Origin of the sequence: Blautia sp. MSK20_18 (assembly GCF_020553125.1) — a bacterium.
Lineage (GTDB): Bacteria > Bacillota > Clostridia > Lachnospirales > Lachnospiraceae > Blautia_A > Blautia_A fusiformis.
The window spans coordinates 270,460-288,697 of sequence record NZ_JAJCGR010000001.1 but is presented as its reverse complement, the minus strand read 5'-3'; the positions used below and the strand labels follow the sequence as shown (position 1 = coordinate 288,697).

Below are 18,238 nucleotides of genomic sequence, written 5' to 3'. Positions count from 1 at the left end.
ACTATGATGTTGTCAATAATCCTGATAAATTTCAACTATATATAGATGGAAAAGAGATTAAATAGTAATCTCCTGAAAGCAAGCTTTTTGTCAATTATTTCAAAGAAAAATTAAAGGATAACAATACATAGTTTTGACAATGATATTTTGAAAAAATTTATAGGAATGCTCTATTATCAAATTGACATAGGAATATGGTAGCGTATAATTAGAATTGAATACACTGAAAAAATGGAGGAATTACATGAAAGCACATAAATATTGGTCAGTAGGAGCATTGATCACAATGCTTGGGACTTTTTACACTGGATATAAAAAGCAAAAATCAAGTCACAAATACTTTGCTTTAAGTTCTATGTTATGTATGGTAATGGCGATATATACAGGTCATAAAATGATTACCGGGAATAGGAAGAAAAAGGCGAATAAAGAGAAAGATACAGAAAGGGAGGGATAAATAATGTTGGAAGTAGGGGTTAAGGCACCGGATTTTGAGTTGCCAGATCAAAATGGGAAAATACATAGATTATCGGATTATACAGGAAAAAAAGTGATTTTATATTTCTATCCCAAGGATAATACAGCGGGATGCACGAAACAGGCATGTGGGTTTTCTGAGCGATACCCTCAGTTTACCGAAAAAGGAGCAGTTATTCTTGGAGTCAGTAAGGATTCTGTATCCTCTCATAAGAGATTTGAGGAAAAATATGGATTGACATTTACACTTTTAGCAGATCCAGAGCGGAAAGTTATTGAAGCATATGATGTATGGAAAGAAAAGAAAAATTATGGCAAAGTCTCTATGGGAGTAGTAAGAACCACATATCTTATTGATGAACAGGGGATTATTATAAAGGCAAATGATAAAGTCAAGGCTGCAGATGATCCTGAAAATATGCTCAAGGAATTAGATTAATGAAGATAATATTATCCCCTGCTAAAAAGATGATTACAGATACTGACAGCATAGCGCCGGATGGATTGCCTGAATTTATTGAAAAGACGACAGAGATACAAAGTTGGTTGAAAAGTAAGTCAAAAGAAGAACTGAAGACTATCTGGAAATGTAATGACAAAATTACAGAACAGAACTTCAATAGATTGGAAAACATGGATCTTTATCATTTACTTACCCCAGCTGTCTTATCATATGAAGGAATTGCTTTTCAATATATGGCTCCATCCGTGTTTGAGGACAGTCAATTCGAGTATGTACAAAATCATTTGAGAATAATATCTGCATTTTATGGTGTGCTAAAACCAAGGGATGGTGTGACACCTTATCGTTTGGAAATGCAGGCGAAGGTTGGAATAGGAGAAACAAAAAATCTGTATGAGTACTGGGGAGATTTATTATACCGCTCAGTGATTGATAACAGCAGGATTATAATCAATCTGGCATCGAAAGAATACTCTAAGTGCATAGAAAAATATCTGACACGACAGGATAGATACATTACGATTACATTTTGTGAGTTATCAGGAGATAAACTGGTGACAAAAGGTACATATGCTAAGATGGCCCGTGGTGAAATGGTTAGGTTCATGGCTGAAAACAGAATTGAAAATCCTGAGGATATTAAGAAATTTGATAGACTAGGCTATTCATTCCGCTCTGATTTATCATCAGATGCAGAATATGTTTTTGAACGGAAAAAATGATGATTGAATGATTATTTTAAATAAAAGGTAATCAGTAATATTGATTATTATAATAATAGTAATTATTACTATTATTTATTGACAATAAACAGATTGAGATGCACCACGAAGAGAGATATCGTGCACTTCTTAAGAATATTGAAACTGCACAGGTGTTTGAAAAGAGTGAAGTTAAGGTATGGGAATGCCGTAACTGTGGACATGTTGTGGTAGGAACAAAGGCACCTGAGATATGTCCAGTATGTAACCATCCACAGAGTTATTTCGAAATACGTGAAGAGAACTATTAAAGAGAAGGAGATTATTACAAAGAAGAAAGTGATTATTAAAAAAAGCAGTAATGATAGGCTGTGGCTTTGTTGGTTCTGCATCGGTTGGTAAAGAAGCATTAAAGTTTAAGAATCGACGGATGCTTTGAAGAAAGTTATAGAAACAATTGGATTTTAAATTTTAAACATAGGAAGATAAAAAAGATGGAAGTAAAATATTATGTATGCAATCATTGTGGAAACATTATTGAAATGTTAAAGGATCAAGGCGTACCAGTAATGTGTTGCGGAGAGGCTATGCATGAGTTAAAAGCTGGAGTGACAGATGCTGCTGTTGAGAAGCATGTACCTGTATATACAGTGGACAAACAGCATGTACATGTTGTGGTCGGTGAAATAAAACATCCAATGCTTGATAATCATTTCATTGAATGGATTACACTAAATACAAATCAGGGTATTTATAGAAAACAGCTAATTCCAGGACAGGAACCTATTGCGGATTTCTGCCTCTGTGATGGAGAATATGTAGAAGAAGTATACGCATACTGCAATCTTCATGGACTCTGGAAATGCTAAAAACACTTGACTTTCGTGCTAAGATTACAAAATAATTCAGATACAACAGTAATATATGCTGTGTATTAATATATTTATAAGGAGGAATAAACTAATGAAATATGTATGTGACGTTTGCGGATGGGAATATGATGAAGAGGAAGGTTATCCTGAAGGTGGTATTGCACCAGGAACAAAGTGGGAGGATGTTCCAGAAGATTTTGAATGCCCATTATGTAATGTTGGAAAAGATCAGTTTTCAGAAGTTGAATAGAAGCCTAATCTTGTGTTAAATACAGATGGATAAACCAAAACCCTGGTGCGTGAGCAACAGGGTTTTTTATTGCGATATTTTGTGATGATATCACAGAAAATAATCTACCTTTTGCTTATAATGTAGTTAGAAACTAAGTAAGGAGGTAGTCTAAATGAGATTAAAAGATAAAGTTGCAATCATTACGGGTGGAAGCCGTGGTATAGGATTTGCTACAGCTGATAAATTCTTGAAGGAAGGTGCTTCAGTTGTGTTGGCAGCAAGTTCACAGGAATCGGCAGATGTTGCTGTAGATAAATTAAAAGAAAAATATCCCAATGCAATAGTTGCTGGAATTAGTCCAAATCTGGCAAGCATGGAGTCTGTCAGAAAGGCTTTTAAAGAGGCAACTGAAAAATATGGATGTGTCGACATACTGGTAAATAATGCAGGGATTTCAGAAAACACCTCATTTATGGATTATACAGAGGAGACTTTTGATAAAGTCATGGATCTAAATGTAAAAGGAGTATTTAATACTACTCGTGTAGCAGCAGAATGTATGGTGGCAAGAGGCAAGGGGGTCATTCTCTCAACTTCTTCCATGGTGAGTATTTCGGGACAGCCAAGTGGGTTTGCTTATCCGGCATCGAAGTTTGCAGTAAACGGATTGACTGTATCATTAGCAAGAGAACTAGGACCTAAAGGTATTCGTGTTAATGCTGTTGCACCTGGAATTACAGAAACTGATATGATGAAGGCCGTGCCAAAGGAAGTTATCGAACCTATGATTGAAAGAATTCCATTGCGTCGTCTTGGACAGCCAGAAGATATTGCCAACGCGTTTGTGTTTCTTGCTTCAGATGAGGCGAGTTACATTACAGGTGTTATATTAAGTGTAGATGGTATGGCAAGAAGTTAAGTTAATGAGGTATGGTGATGTAATCACGGAAAATAAATGAAATTAAGACTATAATAAATCTACAAAAAGAGAAAGATAAGGAGGACTGTAAAATGTCTGCTATTAATATCAATAAAAATAATTTTCAGAACGAAGTACTGAATTCCGATAAACCCGTTCTTTTAGATTTTTGGGCATCTTGGTGTGCGCCTTGCCGTATGGTAGTACCTATTGTAGAGGAGATTGCAAGTGAGCGTAGAGATATTAAAGTTGGAAAGATTAATGTAGATGAAGAGCCTGAACTGGCAAATAAGTTCAGTATTATGAGCATTCCAACTTTAGTGGTTATGAAGAATGGGAAGATTGTACAGCAGGTTTCAGGGGCGAGACCTAAGAATGCGATTTTAGAAATGCTTTAGGGGGGGGTGTGCTAATGGGATTTTTTGATCTCTTTAAACAGTCGAATATTAATCAAGGCATAGAAGAATATAAAAGGACTGATGATGCAGTTCTGCTGGATGTACGTACACCGCAGGAATATCAGGAAGGACATATACCAGAAAGTAAAAATGTGCCGTTGCAGCAACTTGACAATATTGCTTCTGTAGCGAAGAATAAGGATATCCCACTGTTTGTATACTGTTATTCCGGTTCACGAAGCCGCCAGGCAACTGGGATACTGCAACGAATGGGATATTCTAAAGTAAATAATATCGGTGGCATTGTAGCTTACTCAGGAAAGGTGGAAAAATAAGATGAAGGTAATAATTGTAGGAGGTGTAGCCGGAGGAGCTACAGCCGCAGCAAGAATACGCAGACTGAATGAACATGCTGAAATTACTGTGTTTGAAAGATCCGGATACATATCCTATGCAAATTGTGGACTTCCATATTATATTGGAGACGTGATCACAGACCCGGAAGAACTTACACTACAGACACCAGAGAGTTTTTTTAAACGCTTCCGTATTAACATGAAAATTCATCATGAAGTTATCTCCATACATCCGGAACGTAAAACGGTTTCAGTGAAAAATTTAGAGAATGGTGAGATATTTGAAGAAAAATATGATAAGCTGATCCTCTCTCCAGGTGCAAAGCCAACACAGCCGAGACTTCCCGGAGTAGGTATTGATAAACTTTTTACACTTCGTACTGTAGAAGACACTTTTCGGATAAAGGAATATATAAATAAGAATCATCCAAAATCGGCTGTATTGGCAGGTGGTGGTTTTATTGGTCTGGAACTGGCAGAAAATTTGAGGGAGCTTGGCATGGATGTTACGATTGTCCAGCGGCCTAAGCAGCTGATGAACCCTTTTGACCCGGATATGGCATCCATGATCCATAATGAAATGAGAAAACATGGGATAAAACTGGTACTGGGCTATACAGTAGAAGGATTTAAAGAAAAAGACACCGGAGTGGAGGTCCTGTTGAAAGATAATCCATCCCTTCAGGCTGATATGGTAGTTCTGGCAATCGGAGTCACACCAGACACAGTATTAGCAAAAGAAGCCGGTCTGGAACTTGGCATCAAGGAAAGTATTGTAGTGAATGACAGAATGGAAACCTCTGTACCGGATATTTATGCTGCAGGTGATGCAGTTCAGGTAAAACATTATGTTACGGGTAATGATGCGCTGATTTCTTTGGCAGGACCAGCCAATAAACAGGGCAGAATCATCGCTGATAATATTTGTGGCGGTGATAGTCGTTACCTGGGCAGTCAGGGAAGCTCCGTTATAAAAGTGTTTGATATGACAGCAGCCACTACAGGTATCAATGAAACCAATGCCAAAAAGTCAGGATTAGAGGTAGATACAGTAATTCTTTCTCCTATGAGTCATGCCGGTTACTATCCTGGTGGAAAAGTGATGACCATGAAGGTGGTTTTTGAAAAAGAGACCTATCGTTTGCTTGGTGCTCAGATTATTGGATATGAAGGAGTTGATAAACGTATTGATGTGCTGGCAACAGCAATTCATGCAGGGCTGAAGGCAACCCAGCTGAAGGATTTGGATCTCGCATATGCACCGCCTTATTCCTCTGCCAAGGATCCTGTAAATATGGCAGGATTCATGATAGACAATATAGCAAAAGGTACCTTAAAACAATGGCATCTGGAAGATATGGATAAGATTTCTAGAGATAAAAGTGTTGTGTTGCTGGATGTGAGAACTGTAGGTGAATTTAACAGGGGGCATATGGATGGATTCAAAAACATTCCTGTAGATGAACTGAGGGAACGTATCAATGAAGTTGAGAAGGGAAAGCCTGTTTACCTGATATGCCAGAGTGGGCTACGCAGTTATATTGCAAGCCGTATTTTGGAAGGAAATGGATATGAAACATACAACTTTTCAGGTGGATTCCGCTTTTATGATGCAGTGGCTAATGACCATGCACTGATTGAAAGATCATATGCATGTGGTATGGATTATTAGAAATAAATAAAATATTTTTATAGTTTGATTGTAATATAAAAAGATCCCCCATTTATTAGAATGACTTCCATAATTCTGATAAATGGAGGATTCTTCTTTATATGTTACAGAAAAACAATTTTATGACCTTTGGAGTATTTCCAGTCTTTTTGGATCAAGGATTGTGATTTTGCCGCGGGAGAGTTTGACGAGACCCTCGCCTTGAAAGTATCGAAGCATTCGAGTGATAACTTCCCTGTGGGAACCAAGATGATTAGCAATCGTCTCATGAGTGATTTTCAGCTCGTTTGTTCCTTCGATAGAGGTCTCTTCTAAAAGAAATGAAGCAACACGCTTATCCAAACTCTTCCACATGATTTGTTCAATCAGCCACATGACATCAGAAAAACGGGTGGCCATTAACTCATTGGTATAGTTTGCGACGGGAGCAGATTCCTTCATAATGTCCTTATAGATTTCAGCAGGGATGATCCAAAGATCAGTATCTTTTTCTGCTTCAATGGTTACTTCAAATTGAATGGAGCGTATGATACATGAGGCGGATAAAAGACACATATCCATATCGAACAGACGGTAAAGTGTAATCTCCCGTCCTTCATCTGAAAGTATGTAAGTTCGAAGCTGCCCGGATTTAACCAGTAATAATCCAGTACAGTCCAGGTTTCCATTGTGAATGATTGTCCCTTTTTTTACATACTGTGTGATTAAATTGTCTGAAATTATTTTTTTCTGTGTTGTATTTAAGTCATTCCATAGTGGAAAACAATTTTCGAAGTTCATAACCGTTATCTCCTTTACGAACATAGTATACTTGCTTTTTTTAGATGCGTCAATTATGTAACTGGCATATGCCATAAATAGAAATAAAAAGAAGTGTAATAAAGTAAATTATCTTTTCTGTGATATCATCACAGAAGCAAGATCTTTTATGCGATATATTAAGTTCAAATAGGAGAAGGAGTTGAAAAATATGACATCTATAAATATAAATAAAGAAAAGTTTGGACAATTAATTCATAAGGAAAAACCGGTTTTGGTTGATTTCTGGGCACCGTGGTGTGGTTATTGCCGTAGAATTGGAGCGGCTTATGAAAAAATAAGTGAAGAATACAGCGATATTCTTATTGCTGGAAAAGTAAATATTGATGAAGAACCACAGATTGCAGAAGCTGAAAAGATTGAGATAATTCCTACGCTGGTTTTATATCGGGATGGAAAGGCAATAGATTCTATTGTTGCACCTGAATCAAAAATAATGATAGAGAATTTTATTAATGAAGCATTGGAAAAATAAAAGGAGGACTGCTGTATGAATGAAAATCATGTTTACGATATGATTATCGTGGGTGGAGGACCTGGAGGGTATACTTCAGCATTATACGCAGCCAGAGCAGGACTTGATACAATTGTTATAGAAAAATTATCTGCAGGTGGTCAGATGTCATTGACCTGGCAGATTGATAACTATCCTGGTTTTGAAAATGGAATTGACGGATTTTCATTGGCAGAGAAAATGCAAAAACAGGCGGAAAAATTTGGCGCTAAAAGTGAATATGCTGAAGTTTATAATATGGATTTAACAGGAAAGCTTAAGAGAGTAGAAACTAGTTCGGGAATTTATATTGGGAAAACAGTAGTGATTGCTACTGGAGCAAATCCAAGAGAACTTGGTCTTGCTAAAGAAAAAGAATTGATAGGTCATGGGGTTGCTTATTGTGCCTCCTGTGATGGTATGTTTTATAAAGATAAGATCGTGGTGGTTGTTGGTGGTGGAAATTCTGCTGTATCAGATGCTGTTCTTTTAAGTCGAATTGCTAAGAAAGTCATCATTGTTCATCGAAGAGATACATTACGTGCAACGAAAATCTACCATGACCAGCTGATGAAAACTGAAAATATAGAGTTTCGATGGAACAATACAGTAAATGAACTGATTTATGGAGAACGATTGACTGGTGTGCGGTTGAAAGATACAGTTACAGGAGAAGAAAACATTATAGAATGTGACGGCCTGTTTGTGAGTATAGGAAGAAAACCGACAACAGATTTTTTAGATAATCAGATAGAACTGGATAATAAAGGATATATTGTGGCAGGTGAAAACACTGAAACGAGTATTCCGGGTGTTTATGCTGTAGGAGATGTCAGAACAAAGTTACTTCGTCAGATAGTAACAGCAGTGGCAGATGGTGCTATGGCAGTACATATGGCAGAAGAGTATGTGGAGAAATAACAATCAGAATTTAATTGTTTAAGAAATTGTTCTTTGGTTAATGGCATTTTTATGTATCCTCTAGTTTTACTAAAATTCAATATGTATTATGTATATAAATAACAGATAATCAGGTATTATCCTTCAGCTATTTGAAAAAATATATATCTACTGCAACTGTTCCGTAATATCTATAGTTTAAAAATGTACAAGAAGCTCGGTTGTCTTATTTGGGACGATTAAGAGGAAGAAATAAACACTATATAATAAAACAATTACATATGAGATGGAATTTTCTATAAGGACACAGGAATCTGGCAGTTCTTAGTGTTACCAAATCCTTCTGTCGTACAGGCTTCATAAAAGGAACTAATATGCGACACTATTGCAATCGAGGTAATATTGACATAGAATTCCATGTATTATAGAATGGTATCTGTAAAAAGAAGGCATGAAGAAAGCAGCTTTAAACGGGCTGCTTTTTTTGTGTCTTCTTTTGTCTTTCCTGAGTACCGGAGGAGTTTTCTGGATGGAGCAGAGAAGACAAAAAATAAATAAGAACAGGAGGAAATATATGGAGGATACCAAAAAAACAGTTTTGGCGGGAAACGGGGAAAAAGATGTTCCGCGTGCAGTCTACGATGGTGTTTTGACAATCGATGTAGACGCGCAGGTTGAAAGCATGGAGGAACAGGAAGAAGCCAGATGGCATCAGCTTTTGAATGCACATCGTACCAGAAAGATTCTGACGGGCCAGCTCGGGGGCATTGAAAAACTGGAGAGTGGATGGATGGTTGCTGTTACATACTTTAATGGCTTCCGGATTATTATCCCAATGAATGAAATGATGATCAACCTTCAGGGAGACGGGCGTGAAAACGCGGATACCTTAAACCGTCAGGTCCGTATTGCTAACAACATGCTCGGCTGTGATATTGATTTCATCATCAAAGATCTGGATAACAAGAGCCGGAGCGTTGTAGCATCCAGAAAAGATGCAATGCTTAAAAAGAGACAGACTTTTTACCTTGGGGAAGATACAGAAAAACCAATGCTCTATGAAGGCAGGATCGTAGAAGCAAGGGTGATCGCGGTAGCTCCCAAAGCAGTCCGCCTGGAAGTCTTTGGTGTAGAAGTATCTGTCCGGGCCAGAGACATGGCCTGGGAGTGGATGGTAGATGCCGGAGAAAAATTCCAGGTAGGTGATCTGGTGCTGGTCATGGTCAATAAGGTGGAAGCAAGCTCTGTTGACCAGATCATTATAGAAGTGGATGCAAAGAGTCCGACAGCCAATATCAATAAAGATAACCTCCGGAAATGCCATAAACAGGGAAAATATACAGGGATCATTACGGAAGTCTATAAGGGAACCTATTTTATCCGCCTTGATATCGGAGTCAATGCCGTGGCACATTCCTGCAATATGTCCGCACTTCCGGGAAAGAAAGATAAGATCGGATTTGTGGTGACCCGCATCAACGACAACTATGAAGTGGCAGAAGGCATTATCACAAGGCTTATCAAAAGAGCTTCCTGAAAATGTTTTTATGATTTTCAAAGAATTCTGTTGACACAGAAAAAGGGATTTCTTTAACATCGGAGATAAAGATGGAAAGGAGTGACGTCAGATGGCAAAAAAGAAGAGAAAACAGATGCGGGAAACCTTGTACTGTCCATATTGCAAAAGACCCGGGGTACTTAGGCCTGCAGCCTATGTCTATGGGGATAACAACCTGGATCCGGAGAAATACCTGTATGTATGCAGCGGCTATCCTTCCTGTGATTCATACATTGGGGCACACAAAAAAAGTATGCGTCCCATGGGAACCATGGCTGACAGCAATCTGCGTAATAAGCGGATCGAAGCACACAGAGCTTTGGATGCAATCTGGAAAAATGGTTATATGACCAAACATAGCACGTATATCTGGCTTCAGAACCGTTTGAATCTCCGGGAAAAGGACACACATATCGGGAAATTTTCTTATTACCTGTGTGAACAGACCATCCGGGAATGTACAGACTATATAAAAAGCCGAGAGGAAAAAAAGAAATCCCCGGATAAAATAAGCGTGGCATGACGGAAAGGATGGATGCCCTTGAGACTACAGGCGACAGAAGATGATGTATATCATCTGATGGACCTTAAAGAACAGTATTTTATTATGACAGCAATATGCAGTGTGGCAGAGGGAATCAGCGCATACTTTTTCATATACCAGAAAAGATGCTGGGATCTTGTATATTTGTGTACTGCACTGACGCTTGCGATAATCCTGCTTCTTCGTCAGGCCATAAAAATCAGCCGGAGGATCATGGAGGCAGAAAACTGTTATATGGCACTTGAAGAGGACAGCCTGGCAGTCTGCCAGCCGGAAAAAAACGGAAAATATGAGTCCTGCAGGATCTTTTACGATGAGATGGATAAGATCGTAGAAGGAACCAGACGGGGAATTCCGGAATTTTATATCGTGATCCGAAAAGAAGGGAAAGAACAGAAAAGCTTTTTCCTTTTGGATGAAGAAGAACAGGAACGGGATGTTTTCTGTGTACGATCCTTTGGCTTTGACAATCAGGGATTTATGGAGTTTTATCGGAAACTCAGGTGGATCGTACCGGGAAGAACAAGGATTATCGGGACCAAAACACAGGAAGTATGGAAACTGCGGCGGCCGAATATCGGAATCTGTACGGCAGCAGGCATGCTTTTGGGGTATGTACTTCCAAAACTCCTGGAAATGATATATGGGTAACAAGTTATATGAAAGAAAACAGATCAGAAGCAGAGATTAGAAAGAGTGAAAATGACAAGGAGGAAATGTCATGAGATGGTATACAGCAATCGGAATGAAAAAAGATGATGCAGATGGAAGGTTTTGTGTCTGGGTAGATGGGGAAGAAAAAGTACTTACAGAAATGGAAACTATTTTGTGGGCTGCGCTCACCTGGTCTTTCTGTGAAGAGGATAAGGTCCACTCCCAGATGCATCGTCTTCTTGTATTTAGTCTTGGAGAAAAACAGGCACAGGAATGGGCGGACAAAGAGGATTTTCAGTTTTGCCTGAACCGTCTGGTAAAGCGGGGCCTGGTTGTGCTGACAGAAGGATGTACCAGAGAGGAAGCTGTATACAGCATTATCAGCCGGTCAGTCATGGCTCCCATGGCCTTTTCACGGACAGAACGCATGAAGCATTTTATGGAAGCCCTTTCCATGGGAAAAGGACTGAAGTTTTCACTGAGGGCTTTTAAAAAGCCGCTGCTTACAGAAGAGGAATACCAGCTACTTTCCTATCTTCAAAGAGAAGGGGATGTTTCCTGCCACCTGAAATGTTTAAAAGAAGAGGCAAAAAGCAGGGAACCCAATTTAACAGATTCCCTCCAGGAACAGATACAACGGGAATTTATAAGCCGTGTAGCGCAGCTTTACTATAAGAAACAGCTTGTGATCGACAACATAAGAAGGGAGGACTGCCTTGAAGCAAACGGAACATCCGTATTGGCACAGGCTGTATAGATGCTTGGAAGATTTTGGAACACGTTATCAGAATATACCGGATTTTTTTAAGGACAGGATCCAGCGATATGGTATCCTGTCTCTTTTTATCCTGCTTTTCGGATCATTTATGGGAACATGGATGAAAGACAAAACTTTTATTTTCTGGTCTTTCCTGCTTGGGATTATCGGGTTTATAAGAACATATCTTATTTTCTGCACCGCGGATAAAAAGACCTATGAAATCGTGGAAGGGCTGGTAACCGGGATAGACGGGAAAAATCCCTTTGCAAGATTACGGAAGATCCGGGTAAGTGATCCGGCCGGCCGGCAGAGTGAACTTTTGCTGGATAAAAACGTAAAAGTTTTGGAGGGAAAACGTTACCGGTTTTATTTTGGCATAAATGAAAAGAAGCTGGTAGGAATCCGCCGGGTGGATGCAGCACTCAATAACGGGACTTTTTTGGGAAACGAAGAAATATAAGAGGAAGAGATCCATTTTATAGCAGGGAGGGGAGCACCAGGCATGGTTCGATTCCATGCTGCCCTGTTTCCGCAAAAGACTATTGCGGGAAATACAGCAAAGGAGAGAAGGATATGTCAGAAACACTACAGGGAACCGTGAAATGGTTCAGCGCACAGAAAGGATACGGCTTTATCACCGGTGAAGACGGGATTGATTATTTCGCCCACTTTTCAGAGATCCAGATGGATGGATACCGGAAATTAAGCGGTGGCCAGCCGGTCCTTTTTGAAGCAGGGACGGATGCCAACGGGCGAAGCCTTGCCAAAAATATTTCCACGGCGGATCCAAACGCTGAGTAAGACGTTTTCATAGTGCATGTACAGATTACCTATTCCCCTCAGATACATGCACTTATGCAGACGGATGAAACAGACAGGCGGTATCATGCCGCCTGTCACAACATGTAGCAGAATAATAAAGACAACTCACGCAATAACACAATATATAGTTAAAATTAATTGACAACCACAAAATGTTGTGGTAGTCTTTAAATGAAAAATAATTTAACAGTCTATAAAAGACTGTGGTTATTCTTTAGTTCCGGACATTCCGGAAGAAACACTTTGGGGCGGTCTTGCCCTTAATGAGAAAAATGGATATGCAAAATATAAGGAAGATGCAAGAAGGAAAGAAGATTCTTTTTGTGTCTTTTTTTATTGCATAAAAAGCAGAAAGGAGGAGCACGAATGAAACTGTCAGTTAAGGAAACTGCAAAAAGAAATACCTTAAGAACATCAAAAAAAGAAAACACATTGTAAAATCAGGAGGGTCGATTATGGAGACAATTAAATGGGAAAACGCAAATGCACTGGAAATTGGAATGCTTATGGAGATGGCAGAAGACGGCTATGTATTTTGCATCGAAGATGGAAAGATACAGGCTGTTGAAGTCCGGATTTTCAGCTAGCATGGAAAGGCGGACATTATGTATTATAAAGATGACTTTTATAAGGAGTTCCGGACAGAAAAGGAACTGTGCGAGTATCTGGAAGAGATAGACAGCCGGGCAGAATGGATCCGGATCACCAGTAAGAAATTAAAGGTGGCAGCTGCAGGAGAGGAAACCTGTACAGAGGTTCAGGGCATTTCCCTGGAAGCACTGGAAAAAGATACCTTATCTCATTCCAGGCTGGTTCTTATCCTGCCCGAGAGGATCTGTTATATAGGAAATTCAGCAATCAAATCGTTGAAAGGACGGGCCAGGATTGATGGCAAAGCCCTGGCAGATGTCGATAAGAAAACACTGGCAGAGATCTTGAATAAATGCCTGAAGGTTGCAAGAGGAAGAGCACTGATCCGTTTCTGTGAAGGAAAAATAAGGGCAGTCCTGTCTGGTGATGAAAAAGATTATGCCATCATATCCATGCCGGATATGTACATGGTTACCTCGGCATATATCCATGGGGACTATGAGAAGGCAACGTTTTTAAACGGCTATGCAGATCATTATTCTGTTACGGCGTCCTGGCAGCTGGAAGATACGAAACTTACAGATGTTTATAAGGAACTGATGCAGAATTATGGAAGAAAGACTGATAAGGACATAAAAGCAGTTGTACGGATCACTACGTCAGACGTCGGTGTGTCCGGAGCGAATATTTTTTATTCCCTGCAGGAGCCGACAAGAAATGTGATCCTTGGCAATGCCCTGAAGGTTACGCACAAAAACTGTAAAGGAATGGAAGATTTCACGGAAAACATAGAGTCGATCTTTGATTACTACCGGGAAGTCTTAAAAGGGGTCATGCGGCTGTGTGATATCTGGATCGAGCATCCGGCAAATGCCATGGCAGGGATCATGAAGCAGGCGGGATTTGGAAAAAAACTGCTTGCAGAAACCGTGGAGCAGTTTAAGGCTACTACTGGGACTGAGCCATGCAGCGCATACGAAATCTACTGCGGGATCTGTGAATCCATTACCATTGCAAGGCAGGAAAAGACGAATGAGAGAGGCCTTTTAGCTCTGGAAGAAAAAATTGCCGGCTGTGTGTCAAAACGCTGGCATGAATATGATATTCCTGGCACTGTAAAATACTAACAGGATTTAAAAGAATGGAGACAGCATGGACTGTCTTTTTTTGATGGGAGGAAAACATGAAGGTTACGAATGGAAAAGATGTGGCAAGGCTGCTGGTAGATGAATACTTGAACTGCCATCCCACCGGACACAAAAAATTTATGGAGTCCATGGCAAAAGAGCAGCAGGAAATAAAAGACAATTACACTTATCTTGGGTTTGCCTGGCTAAAAGGTCTTTCAGAGGTCAGATATTACGACCTTCGAAACGAAGCATCGAAACTGATGGCCGATGATCTGTGCCTGCATGTAAAGGAACAGCCAGAGAGGGTGCGCCTGGTGTATGACGGCGCAGAGGAAATGGAGATCAATCCTTCAGATGAAGAGCAGATGGCAAAAATGTTTACCTGCTACCTGCTTGCAGGAAGTATGGACGGATATGGGGAATTTGTGGATTATGCCCTTGATACCCACCGGACACTGCAGCAGAACCTGACACGTTTTTTTGTGGAATGGTTTGCAAAAGCAGAAAAAGGCTCTGCATTTTTAAAACGGGCAAAGATGGTGTATTCCAGGTATTCCCTGCCATATATCTAAATTACGGAGGTATGTGATGGATAGAAAACTTCCGGACTGGTTAAAAGAGAGCAGGGAGGCAGAAAAACTGATCGCATGGCTGAAATCGCCGGATTGTGAAGTAAAAGAATTTTCCGGACAGCTGTTTATAAAGGCAAGATATGGAAACTGTTTCTTTTTCTTTGACTGTTTAAAGGAAAACAGAAAAACAGACCGGAACTGGTGTGCCGTGATCCACATGCCGGAGTATTCCCTTTATGAAGCAGAAGATCTTTTTCTGAAGCCGATCGGGATACCGGATGATTTTGGTTTTCCTGTGCGTGAGGATCTGATCCCGAAACTGGAAACACAGATAAGCCGCATTGGAAAGAAACTTATCCGGGAACAATGGGATGAACTTTTGTTAAAAGGCGGGTATGCAGCTGCACAGATGATCCCGGAGATCAGCAGGGTTTATATCCAGCTAAATGCAGACCGTTTTATTAAAAAAGGAAAGCGGCCGGAGGATCTGATCTATCAGCCGCAGTTTCATTTTGCGGATATGAAGTGGGAATTTTCTGACTGGATGTTTTTGGAATATTTAAGCAACCCACAGCGGGCAGCAGAGCTTTTCGCCCAGAAGTGGCTGCTTGAAAAACTTCCGGAGATCTCAAAAAAGAAGATCTGTATCGGATGTATCCGGGAGGAAATGGAAGAAATGTTAAAAAAGACTGGGACAGGGCCGGAGGTAAGCCTTCCGCGTTCTGCTTAGTATAAAAAATGAAAAAATCAGGAGGAAACGAATAATATGGGTAAATACAATTACATGAATCTGAACCAGAAGATGATCAGGATTAGAAAAAAGGTGCCGAAGCTGATCCGCAAACGGTACAGTGAGGACGTTACTTATGATTTTGTAAAACTGGATGATATTTATGAATGCCTGACACCGGCCCTTAATAAATACGGGGTCGATTTTGACATCTTAAGTGAAAGGCCGACACAGATGGACGAACAGGGCAATTCCGTGTTTTTAAAGGAAATGGGAGCGCTCTGGAGATATGAGGCTGACCTGGAGCTGTGCTGGACCAATGCAGACCGTCCGGGAGACAAGGTACGGAGCTTTTTGCATGTCATTGGAACCAATGAAGCACCGGATAAAGCAAAAGGTGCGGCATGGACGTATGGCCTGAAGTATTATTTCTTAAATAAATTCAACATCATGCAGGCATCTGGAATAGACGATCCGGACATGCGTGGGACGGAAAAAGAAGAAATGCCGAAGCAGGAAGCTTCCGTAAAACCGGAAAAACCGGAAAAGAAACAGGAAAAGGCAGAAAGAAAAGAAACCGCAGCAAAGCAGGAGCAAACGGAACCGGTCAGGGAAAAGAAAACGGACCGTAAAAAACTGCGTGATGGAAATGCCATATCAGAAAGTCCTGTAAAAGTGGAATATGCAGTGACGGATACAGAAGAAAACCTTCCTGGACAGATGACTTTTGGAATGGAAGAAAGTGAAAGCGGACTGGAAGAATTTTCCGATGAAGAAACCAAAGCGGAAGATCCGGTTCAGACCGAGGAAATCTCCGTAGATGAGGAAATTACTGCCGAGACGGATGCAGACGGTTTCCGTGCAGTAAAAAAAACGGATGAAGTTCCATTTGATGAAGATGATGAGATTTCTTTTGATGCAGAAGAAGAGGAAGAAACACCAGAAGAGACTGCAGAGGAAGTGTTGGAGGATATGGCTCACGAAGAGGATGCAGAGGATGAAGTGAAATGGGCAGAAAAGGTTATCTGCAATTTTGGTGTCTATGCCGGAACCCCTCTTGGGGAAATGATGCAGGATGCCAGAGGTTACCAGACGATCAAATGGCTGGTACAGCGTTACAAAGGCCAGAATCAGGAAATACAGAAAGCTGCGAAGATTCTTTTGGATCATGAAAAGGAAATGCAAAAAGCAGCCTGAAAACAGAGAAATAGTTTGAGATGGCTCCGGGAACGGGGCCATCTTTTATGAAAAGGAGGAAGGCATGTATGCCAGAGAATCGTTTACGATCGCAGAAGTAGCAGATCTTTTGTCAATCCGAAGACTGAGTGATTCTTACCAGGACGAATTTCCGGTGGAATGTCCTTTTTGCGGGGATTTAAGAGGAAAATGCAGTTTTTGCATCCGCAAAAATGGAGAACTGAAGAATGTTTACCATTGCTATCATTGCGGGGCAGCCGGAAACATGCTGACACTGTATGCGGAACTATCCGGCATTTACGGGAGAAACCGGTATAAAGAAGCCTACCGGGAGATAAAGCAGGCACTTTCTTTTTCTGGAAAGGATAAAAGACAGCAGTCCACGACACAAAATGGGTTCGCTTCTATCGTTTCTAAAAAGAAACGCATTTCCCTTACGGAAGAGGAATGGGATTACCGGGACCATGTATATAAGGAAATGCTCACTTTTCTTAAGCTTAAGGAAACACACCGGAGGAACCTTCTCCTGCGTGGGCTGACGTTAAATGAGGTCAGACAGATGGAAGAACGAGGTTTTTTAAGTACGGATGAGGAGAATTCCGTGACCATTGCCAGAAAGCTCTTAAAAAAGGGATTTCGCCTGGATGGGGTTCCTGGATTTTTCATCAACCGGGATGGTGACTGGGAAGCTGCTTTTTATAGGAAGAATAACGGGTATCTTTGCCCGGTCCGGGATGGGAAGGAACGGATCATAGGATTCCAGATCCGGCTGGATGTTCCTTTAAAAGAACGGAAGTACCTCTGGTTTACCAGCAGCGGCTTAGAAAAAGGCACATCAAGCGGCAGCCCGGCAGGAATGTTTGGGAAAATAAAGGATGGCACGGTTTACGTAACGGAAGGGATCTTAAAGGCAGAGATCGCATGGATGTGTACAGGAAATCCTTATATCGGAGTCCCTGGAGTTTCCAATCATAAAGGACTGGAAACTGTCTTGCGAAAACTGAAAGAGCAGGGGTTAAAAAGAGTTTACGAATGTTACGACATGGATAAAATGATGGAATTGTCCTGTAAGCACGATGAAAAAAGTGCGTGCCGGCAATGTGAACATGGAATTTATCTGTATCATGGAGAATGCCCCAGAAAGCGCAGAAAGCGGGACATGATCCGAAAAGGCTGTATAAAACTATATGAGATCTGTGAGGAACTGAATGTATCCTGCAAAAGAGTCACCTGGGATACCGATGCATCCGGTACCTGGATGGAACACTACAAAGGCGTGGATGACTGGATCCTTCAAAAAGAGGAAAAAGGACACAGGAAGACGGCATAAAATGTTTGGTCAGATAAAAGGGAAACTGGAATTTTTTTCAGTTTCTTT

Annotated in this window: 24 protein-coding genes and 1 pseudogene; 24 read left to right on the top strand and 1 reads right to left on the bottom strand. The window is 40.5% G+C overall.

Annotated elements, in window-relative coordinates; all coding sequences use genetic code 11:
* Positions 1-244 precede the first annotated feature (244 nt).
* The 10 genes and pseudogenes from LI091_RS01405 to LI091_RS01360 all read left to right on the top strand — a co-directional run bounded on the left by LI091_RS01405 (position 245) and on the right by LI091_RS01360 (position 6,090).
* Complete coding sequence (locus tag LI091_RS01405) at positions 245-457, top strand: DUF6219 family protein (protein ID WP_005421604.1); 213 nt, start codon at positions 245-247, stop codon at positions 455-457.
* Between the two features lie 3 nt (positions 458-460).
* The gene (gene bcp, locus LI091_RS01400) at positions 461-916 is read left to right on the top strand and encodes a thioredoxin-dependent thiol peroxidase (protein ID WP_005421605.1); all 456 of its coding nucleotides are present in this window, start codon (positions 461-463) and stop codon (positions 914-916) included.
* On the top strand, positions 916-1,662 hold the full coding sequence (gene yaaA / locus LI091_RS01395; protein WP_005421606.1) for a peroxide stress protein YaaA: 747 nt from the start codon (positions 916-918) through the stop codon (positions 1,660-1,662). The genes bcp and yaaA overlap by 1 nt, the downstream gene beginning before the upstream one ends.
* 89 nt (positions 1,663-1,751) lie before the next feature.
* Positions 1,752-1,952 (top strand): annotated as a pseudogene (locus LI091_RS01390) (rubrerythrin family protein); the annotation flags it as partial.
* A 183-nt stretch (positions 1,953-2,135) separates the two neighbouring features.
* Positions 2,136-2,510, top strand: coding sequence for a desulfoferrodoxin family protein (locus tag LI091_RS01385; RefSeq protein WP_015524981.1), 375 nt, complete (start codon positions 2,136-2,138; stop codon positions 2,508-2,510).
* Positions 2,511-2,604: 94 nt separating this feature from the next.
* Positions 2,605-2,763: a rubredoxin gene (locus LI091_RS01380; protein ID WP_005339874.1), complete on the top strand. Its 159-nt coding sequence runs from the start codon at positions 2,605-2,607 to the stop codon at positions 2,761-2,763.
* 154 nt (positions 2,764-2,917) lie between these two features.
* Positions 2,918-3,664: an SDR family NAD(P)-dependent oxidoreductase gene (locus tag LI091_RS01375; RefSeq protein WP_005421611.1), complete on the top strand. Its 747-nt coding sequence runs from the start codon at positions 2,918-2,920 to the stop codon at positions 3,662-3,664.
* 92 nt (positions 3,665-3,756) lie between these two features.
* On the top strand, positions 3,757-4,062 hold the full coding sequence (gene trxA / locus LI091_RS01370) for a thioredoxin (protein WP_005421612.1): 306 nt from the start codon (positions 3,757-3,759) through the stop codon (positions 4,060-4,062).
* A gap of 14 nt (positions 4,063-4,076) precedes the next feature.
* Positions 4,077-4,397, top strand: a complete 321-nt coding sequence (locus LI091_RS01365) for a rhodanese-like domain-containing protein (RefSeq protein ID WP_015524982.1) — start codon at positions 4,077-4,079, stop codon at positions 4,395-4,397.
* Position 4,398: 1 nt separating this feature from the next.
* Complete coding sequence (locus LI091_RS01360) at positions 4,399-6,090, top strand: FAD-dependent oxidoreductase (RefSeq protein ID WP_059085769.1); 1,692 nt, start codon at positions 4,399-4,401, stop codon at positions 6,088-6,090.
* A gap of 120 nt (positions 6,091-6,210) precedes the next feature.
* Here the strand turns inward: LI091_RS01360 and LI091_RS01355 are convergent, their stop codons facing one another.
* Positions 6,211-6,894, bottom strand: coding sequence for a Crp/Fnr family transcriptional regulator (locus LI091_RS01355; RefSeq protein ID WP_173734330.1), 684 nt, complete (start codon positions 6,892-6,894; stop codon positions 6,211-6,213).
* Between the two features lie 166 nt (positions 6,895-7,060).
* On the opposite strand from LI091_RS01355, the gene LI091_RS01350 reads away from it, so the two are divergent.
* From LI091_RS01350 to LI091_RS01285, 14 genes are all read left to right on the top strand, one after another.
* Entirely contained in the window at positions 7,061-7,384 is a 324-nt protein-coding gene (locus tag LI091_RS01350; RefSeq protein ID WP_005330449.1) for a thioredoxin family protein, read from the top strand.
* Positions 7,385-7,399: 15 nt separating this feature from the next.
* On the top strand, positions 7,400-8,323 hold the full coding sequence (gene trxB, locus LI091_RS01345) for a thioredoxin-disulfide reductase (protein WP_059085771.1): 924 nt from the start codon (positions 7,400-7,402) through the stop codon (positions 8,321-8,323).
* 553 nt (positions 8,324-8,876) lie between these two features.
* Entirely contained in the window at positions 8,877-9,839 is a 963-nt protein-coding gene (locus LI091_RS01340) for a S1 RNA-binding domain-containing protein (RefSeq protein WP_110925766.1), read from the top strand.
* Positions 9,840-9,930: 91 nt separating this feature from the next.
* On the top strand, positions 9,931-10,383 hold the full coding sequence (locus LI091_RS01335) for a zinc-finger-containing protein (RefSeq protein WP_059085772.1): 453 nt from the start codon (positions 9,931-9,933) through the stop codon (positions 10,381-10,383).
* An 18-nt stretch (positions 10,384-10,401) separates the two neighbouring features.
* A complete protein-coding gene (locus LI091_RS01330) occupies positions 10,402-11,055 on the top strand; it encodes a hypothetical protein (protein ID WP_265190691.1) in 654 nt (217 codons plus the stop codon).
* Between the two features lie 70 nt (positions 11,056-11,125).
* Positions 11,126-11,815 (top strand): hypothetical protein, encoded by a 690-nt coding sequence (locus LI091_RS01325; protein ID WP_114001685.1) that lies wholly within the window; start codon positions 11,126-11,128, stop codon positions 11,813-11,815.
* Complete coding sequence (locus tag LI091_RS01320; RefSeq protein ID WP_147238612.1) at positions 11,775-12,278, top strand: hypothetical protein; 504 nt, start codon at positions 11,775-11,777, stop codon at positions 12,276-12,278. Before LI091_RS01325 ends, LI091_RS01320 begins: the two co-directional genes overlap by 41 nt.
* A 113-nt stretch (positions 12,279-12,391) precedes the next feature.
* Positions 12,392-12,619 carry a cold-shock protein gene (locus tag LI091_RS01315; protein WP_114001683.1) on the top strand — a complete coding sequence of 76 codons (228 nt, stop codon included), beginning with the start codon at positions 12,392-12,394 and terminating at the stop codon, positions 12,617-12,619.
* A 476-nt stretch (positions 12,620-13,095) separates the two neighbouring features.
* Positions 13,096-13,227, top strand: a complete 132-nt coding sequence (locus LI091_RS01310; RefSeq protein WP_005423021.1) for a hypothetical protein — start codon at positions 13,096-13,098, stop codon at positions 13,225-13,227.
* A gap of 18 nt (positions 13,228-13,245) precedes the next feature.
* The gene (locus tag LI091_RS01305; protein ID WP_114001682.1) at positions 13,246-14,358 is read left to right on the top strand and encodes a hypothetical protein; all 1,113 of its coding nucleotides are present in this window, start codon (positions 13,246-13,248) and stop codon (positions 14,356-14,358) included.
* Between the two features lie 56 nt (positions 14,359-14,414).
* On the top strand, positions 14,415-14,933 hold the full coding sequence (locus LI091_RS01300; protein ID WP_114001681.1) for a hypothetical protein: 519 nt from the start codon (positions 14,415-14,417) through the stop codon (positions 14,931-14,933).
* Between the two features lie 16 nt (positions 14,934-14,949).
* Positions 14,950-15,663, top strand: coding sequence for a hypothetical protein (locus LI091_RS01295; RefSeq protein WP_110103107.1), 714 nt, complete (start codon positions 14,950-14,952; stop codon positions 15,661-15,663).
* A 36-nt stretch (positions 15,664-15,699) separates the two neighbouring features.
* Positions 15,700-16,860, top strand: a complete 1,161-nt coding sequence (locus LI091_RS01290; protein ID WP_114001680.1) for an ERF family protein — start codon at positions 15,700-15,702, stop codon at positions 16,858-16,860.
* 64 nt (positions 16,861-16,924) lie between these two features.
* Positions 16,925-18,190: a hypothetical protein gene (locus tag LI091_RS01285; protein WP_114001679.1), complete on the top strand. Its 1,266-nt coding sequence runs from the start codon at positions 16,925-16,927 to the stop codon at positions 18,188-18,190.
* Positions 18,191-18,238 lie beyond the last annotated feature (48 nt).

Excerpts from the sequence above, each read along its gene's own strand:
- LI091_RS01405 (WP_005421604.1), top strand. The coding sequence starts at position 245 with ATGAAAGCACATAAATATTGGTCAGTAGGAGCATTGATCACAATGCTT.
- bcp (WP_005421605.1), top strand. The coding sequence starts at position 461 with ATGTTGGAAGTAGGGGTTAAGGCACCGGATTTTGAGTTGCCAGATCAA.
- yaaA (WP_005421606.1), top strand. The coding sequence starts at position 916 with ATGAAGATAATATTATCCCCTGCTAAAAAGATGATTACAGATACTGAC.
- LI091_RS01385 (WP_015524981.1), top strand. The coding sequence starts at position 2,136 with ATGGAAGTAAAATATTATGTATGCAATCATTGTGGAAACATTATTGAA.
- LI091_RS01380 (WP_005339874.1), top strand. The coding sequence starts at position 2,605 with ATGAAATATGTATGTGACGTTTGCGGATGGGAATATGATGAAGAGGAA.
- LI091_RS01375 (WP_005421611.1), top strand. The coding sequence starts at position 2,918 with ATGAGATTAAAAGATAAAGTTGCAATCATTACGGGTGGAAGCCGTGGT.
- trxA (WP_005421612.1), top strand. The coding sequence starts at position 3,757 with ATGTCTGCTATTAATATCAATAAAAATAATTTTCAGAACGAAGTACTG.
- LI091_RS01365 (WP_015524982.1), top strand. The coding sequence starts at position 4,077 with ATGGGATTTTTTGATCTCTTTAAACAGTCGAATATTAATCAAGGCATA.
- LI091_RS01360 (WP_059085769.1), top strand. The coding sequence starts at position 4,399 with ATGAAGGTAATAATTGTAGGAGGTGTAGCCGGAGGAGCTACAGCCGCA.
- LI091_RS01355 (WP_173734330.1), bottom strand. The coding sequence starts at position 6,894 with ATGTTCGTAAAGGAGATAACGGTTATGAACTTCGAAAATTGTTTTCCA.
- LI091_RS01350 (WP_005330449.1), top strand. The coding sequence starts at position 7,061 with ATGACATCTATAAATATAAATAAAGAAAAGTTTGGACAATTAATTCAT.
- trxB (WP_059085771.1), top strand. The coding sequence starts at position 7,400 with ATGAATGAAAATCATGTTTACGATATGATTATCGTGGGTGGAGGACCT.
- LI091_RS01340 (WP_110925766.1), top strand. The coding sequence starts at position 8,877 with ATGGAGGATACCAAAAAAACAGTTTTGGCGGGAAACGGGGAAAAAGAT.
- LI091_RS01335 (WP_059085772.1), top strand. The coding sequence starts at position 9,931 with ATGGCAAAAAAGAAGAGAAAACAGATGCGGGAAACCTTGTACTGTCCA.
- LI091_RS01325 (WP_114001685.1), top strand. The coding sequence starts at position 11,126 with ATGAGATGGTATACAGCAATCGGAATGAAAAAAGATGATGCAGATGGA.
- LI091_RS01315 (WP_114001683.1), top strand. The coding sequence starts at position 12,392 with ATGTCAGAAACACTACAGGGAACCGTGAAATGGTTCAGCGCACAGAAA.
- LI091_RS01310 (WP_005423021.1), top strand. The coding sequence starts at position 13,096 with ATGGAGACAATTAAATGGGAAAACGCAAATGCACTGGAAATTGGAATG.
- LI091_RS01305 (WP_114001682.1), top strand. The coding sequence starts at position 13,246 with ATGTATTATAAAGATGACTTTTATAAGGAGTTCCGGACAGAAAAGGAA.
- LI091_RS01300 (WP_114001681.1), top strand. The coding sequence starts at position 14,415 with ATGAAGGTTACGAATGGAAAAGATGTGGCAAGGCTGCTGGTAGATGAA.
- LI091_RS01295 (WP_110103107.1), top strand. The coding sequence starts at position 14,950 with ATGGATAGAAAACTTCCGGACTGGTTAAAAGAGAGCAGGGAGGCAGAA.
- LI091_RS01290 (WP_114001680.1), top strand. The coding sequence starts at position 15,700 with ATGGGTAAATACAATTACATGAATCTGAACCAGAAGATGATCAGGATT.
- LI091_RS01285 (WP_114001679.1), top strand. The coding sequence starts at position 16,925 with ATGTATGCCAGAGAATCGTTTACGATCGCAGAAGTAGCAGATCTTTTG.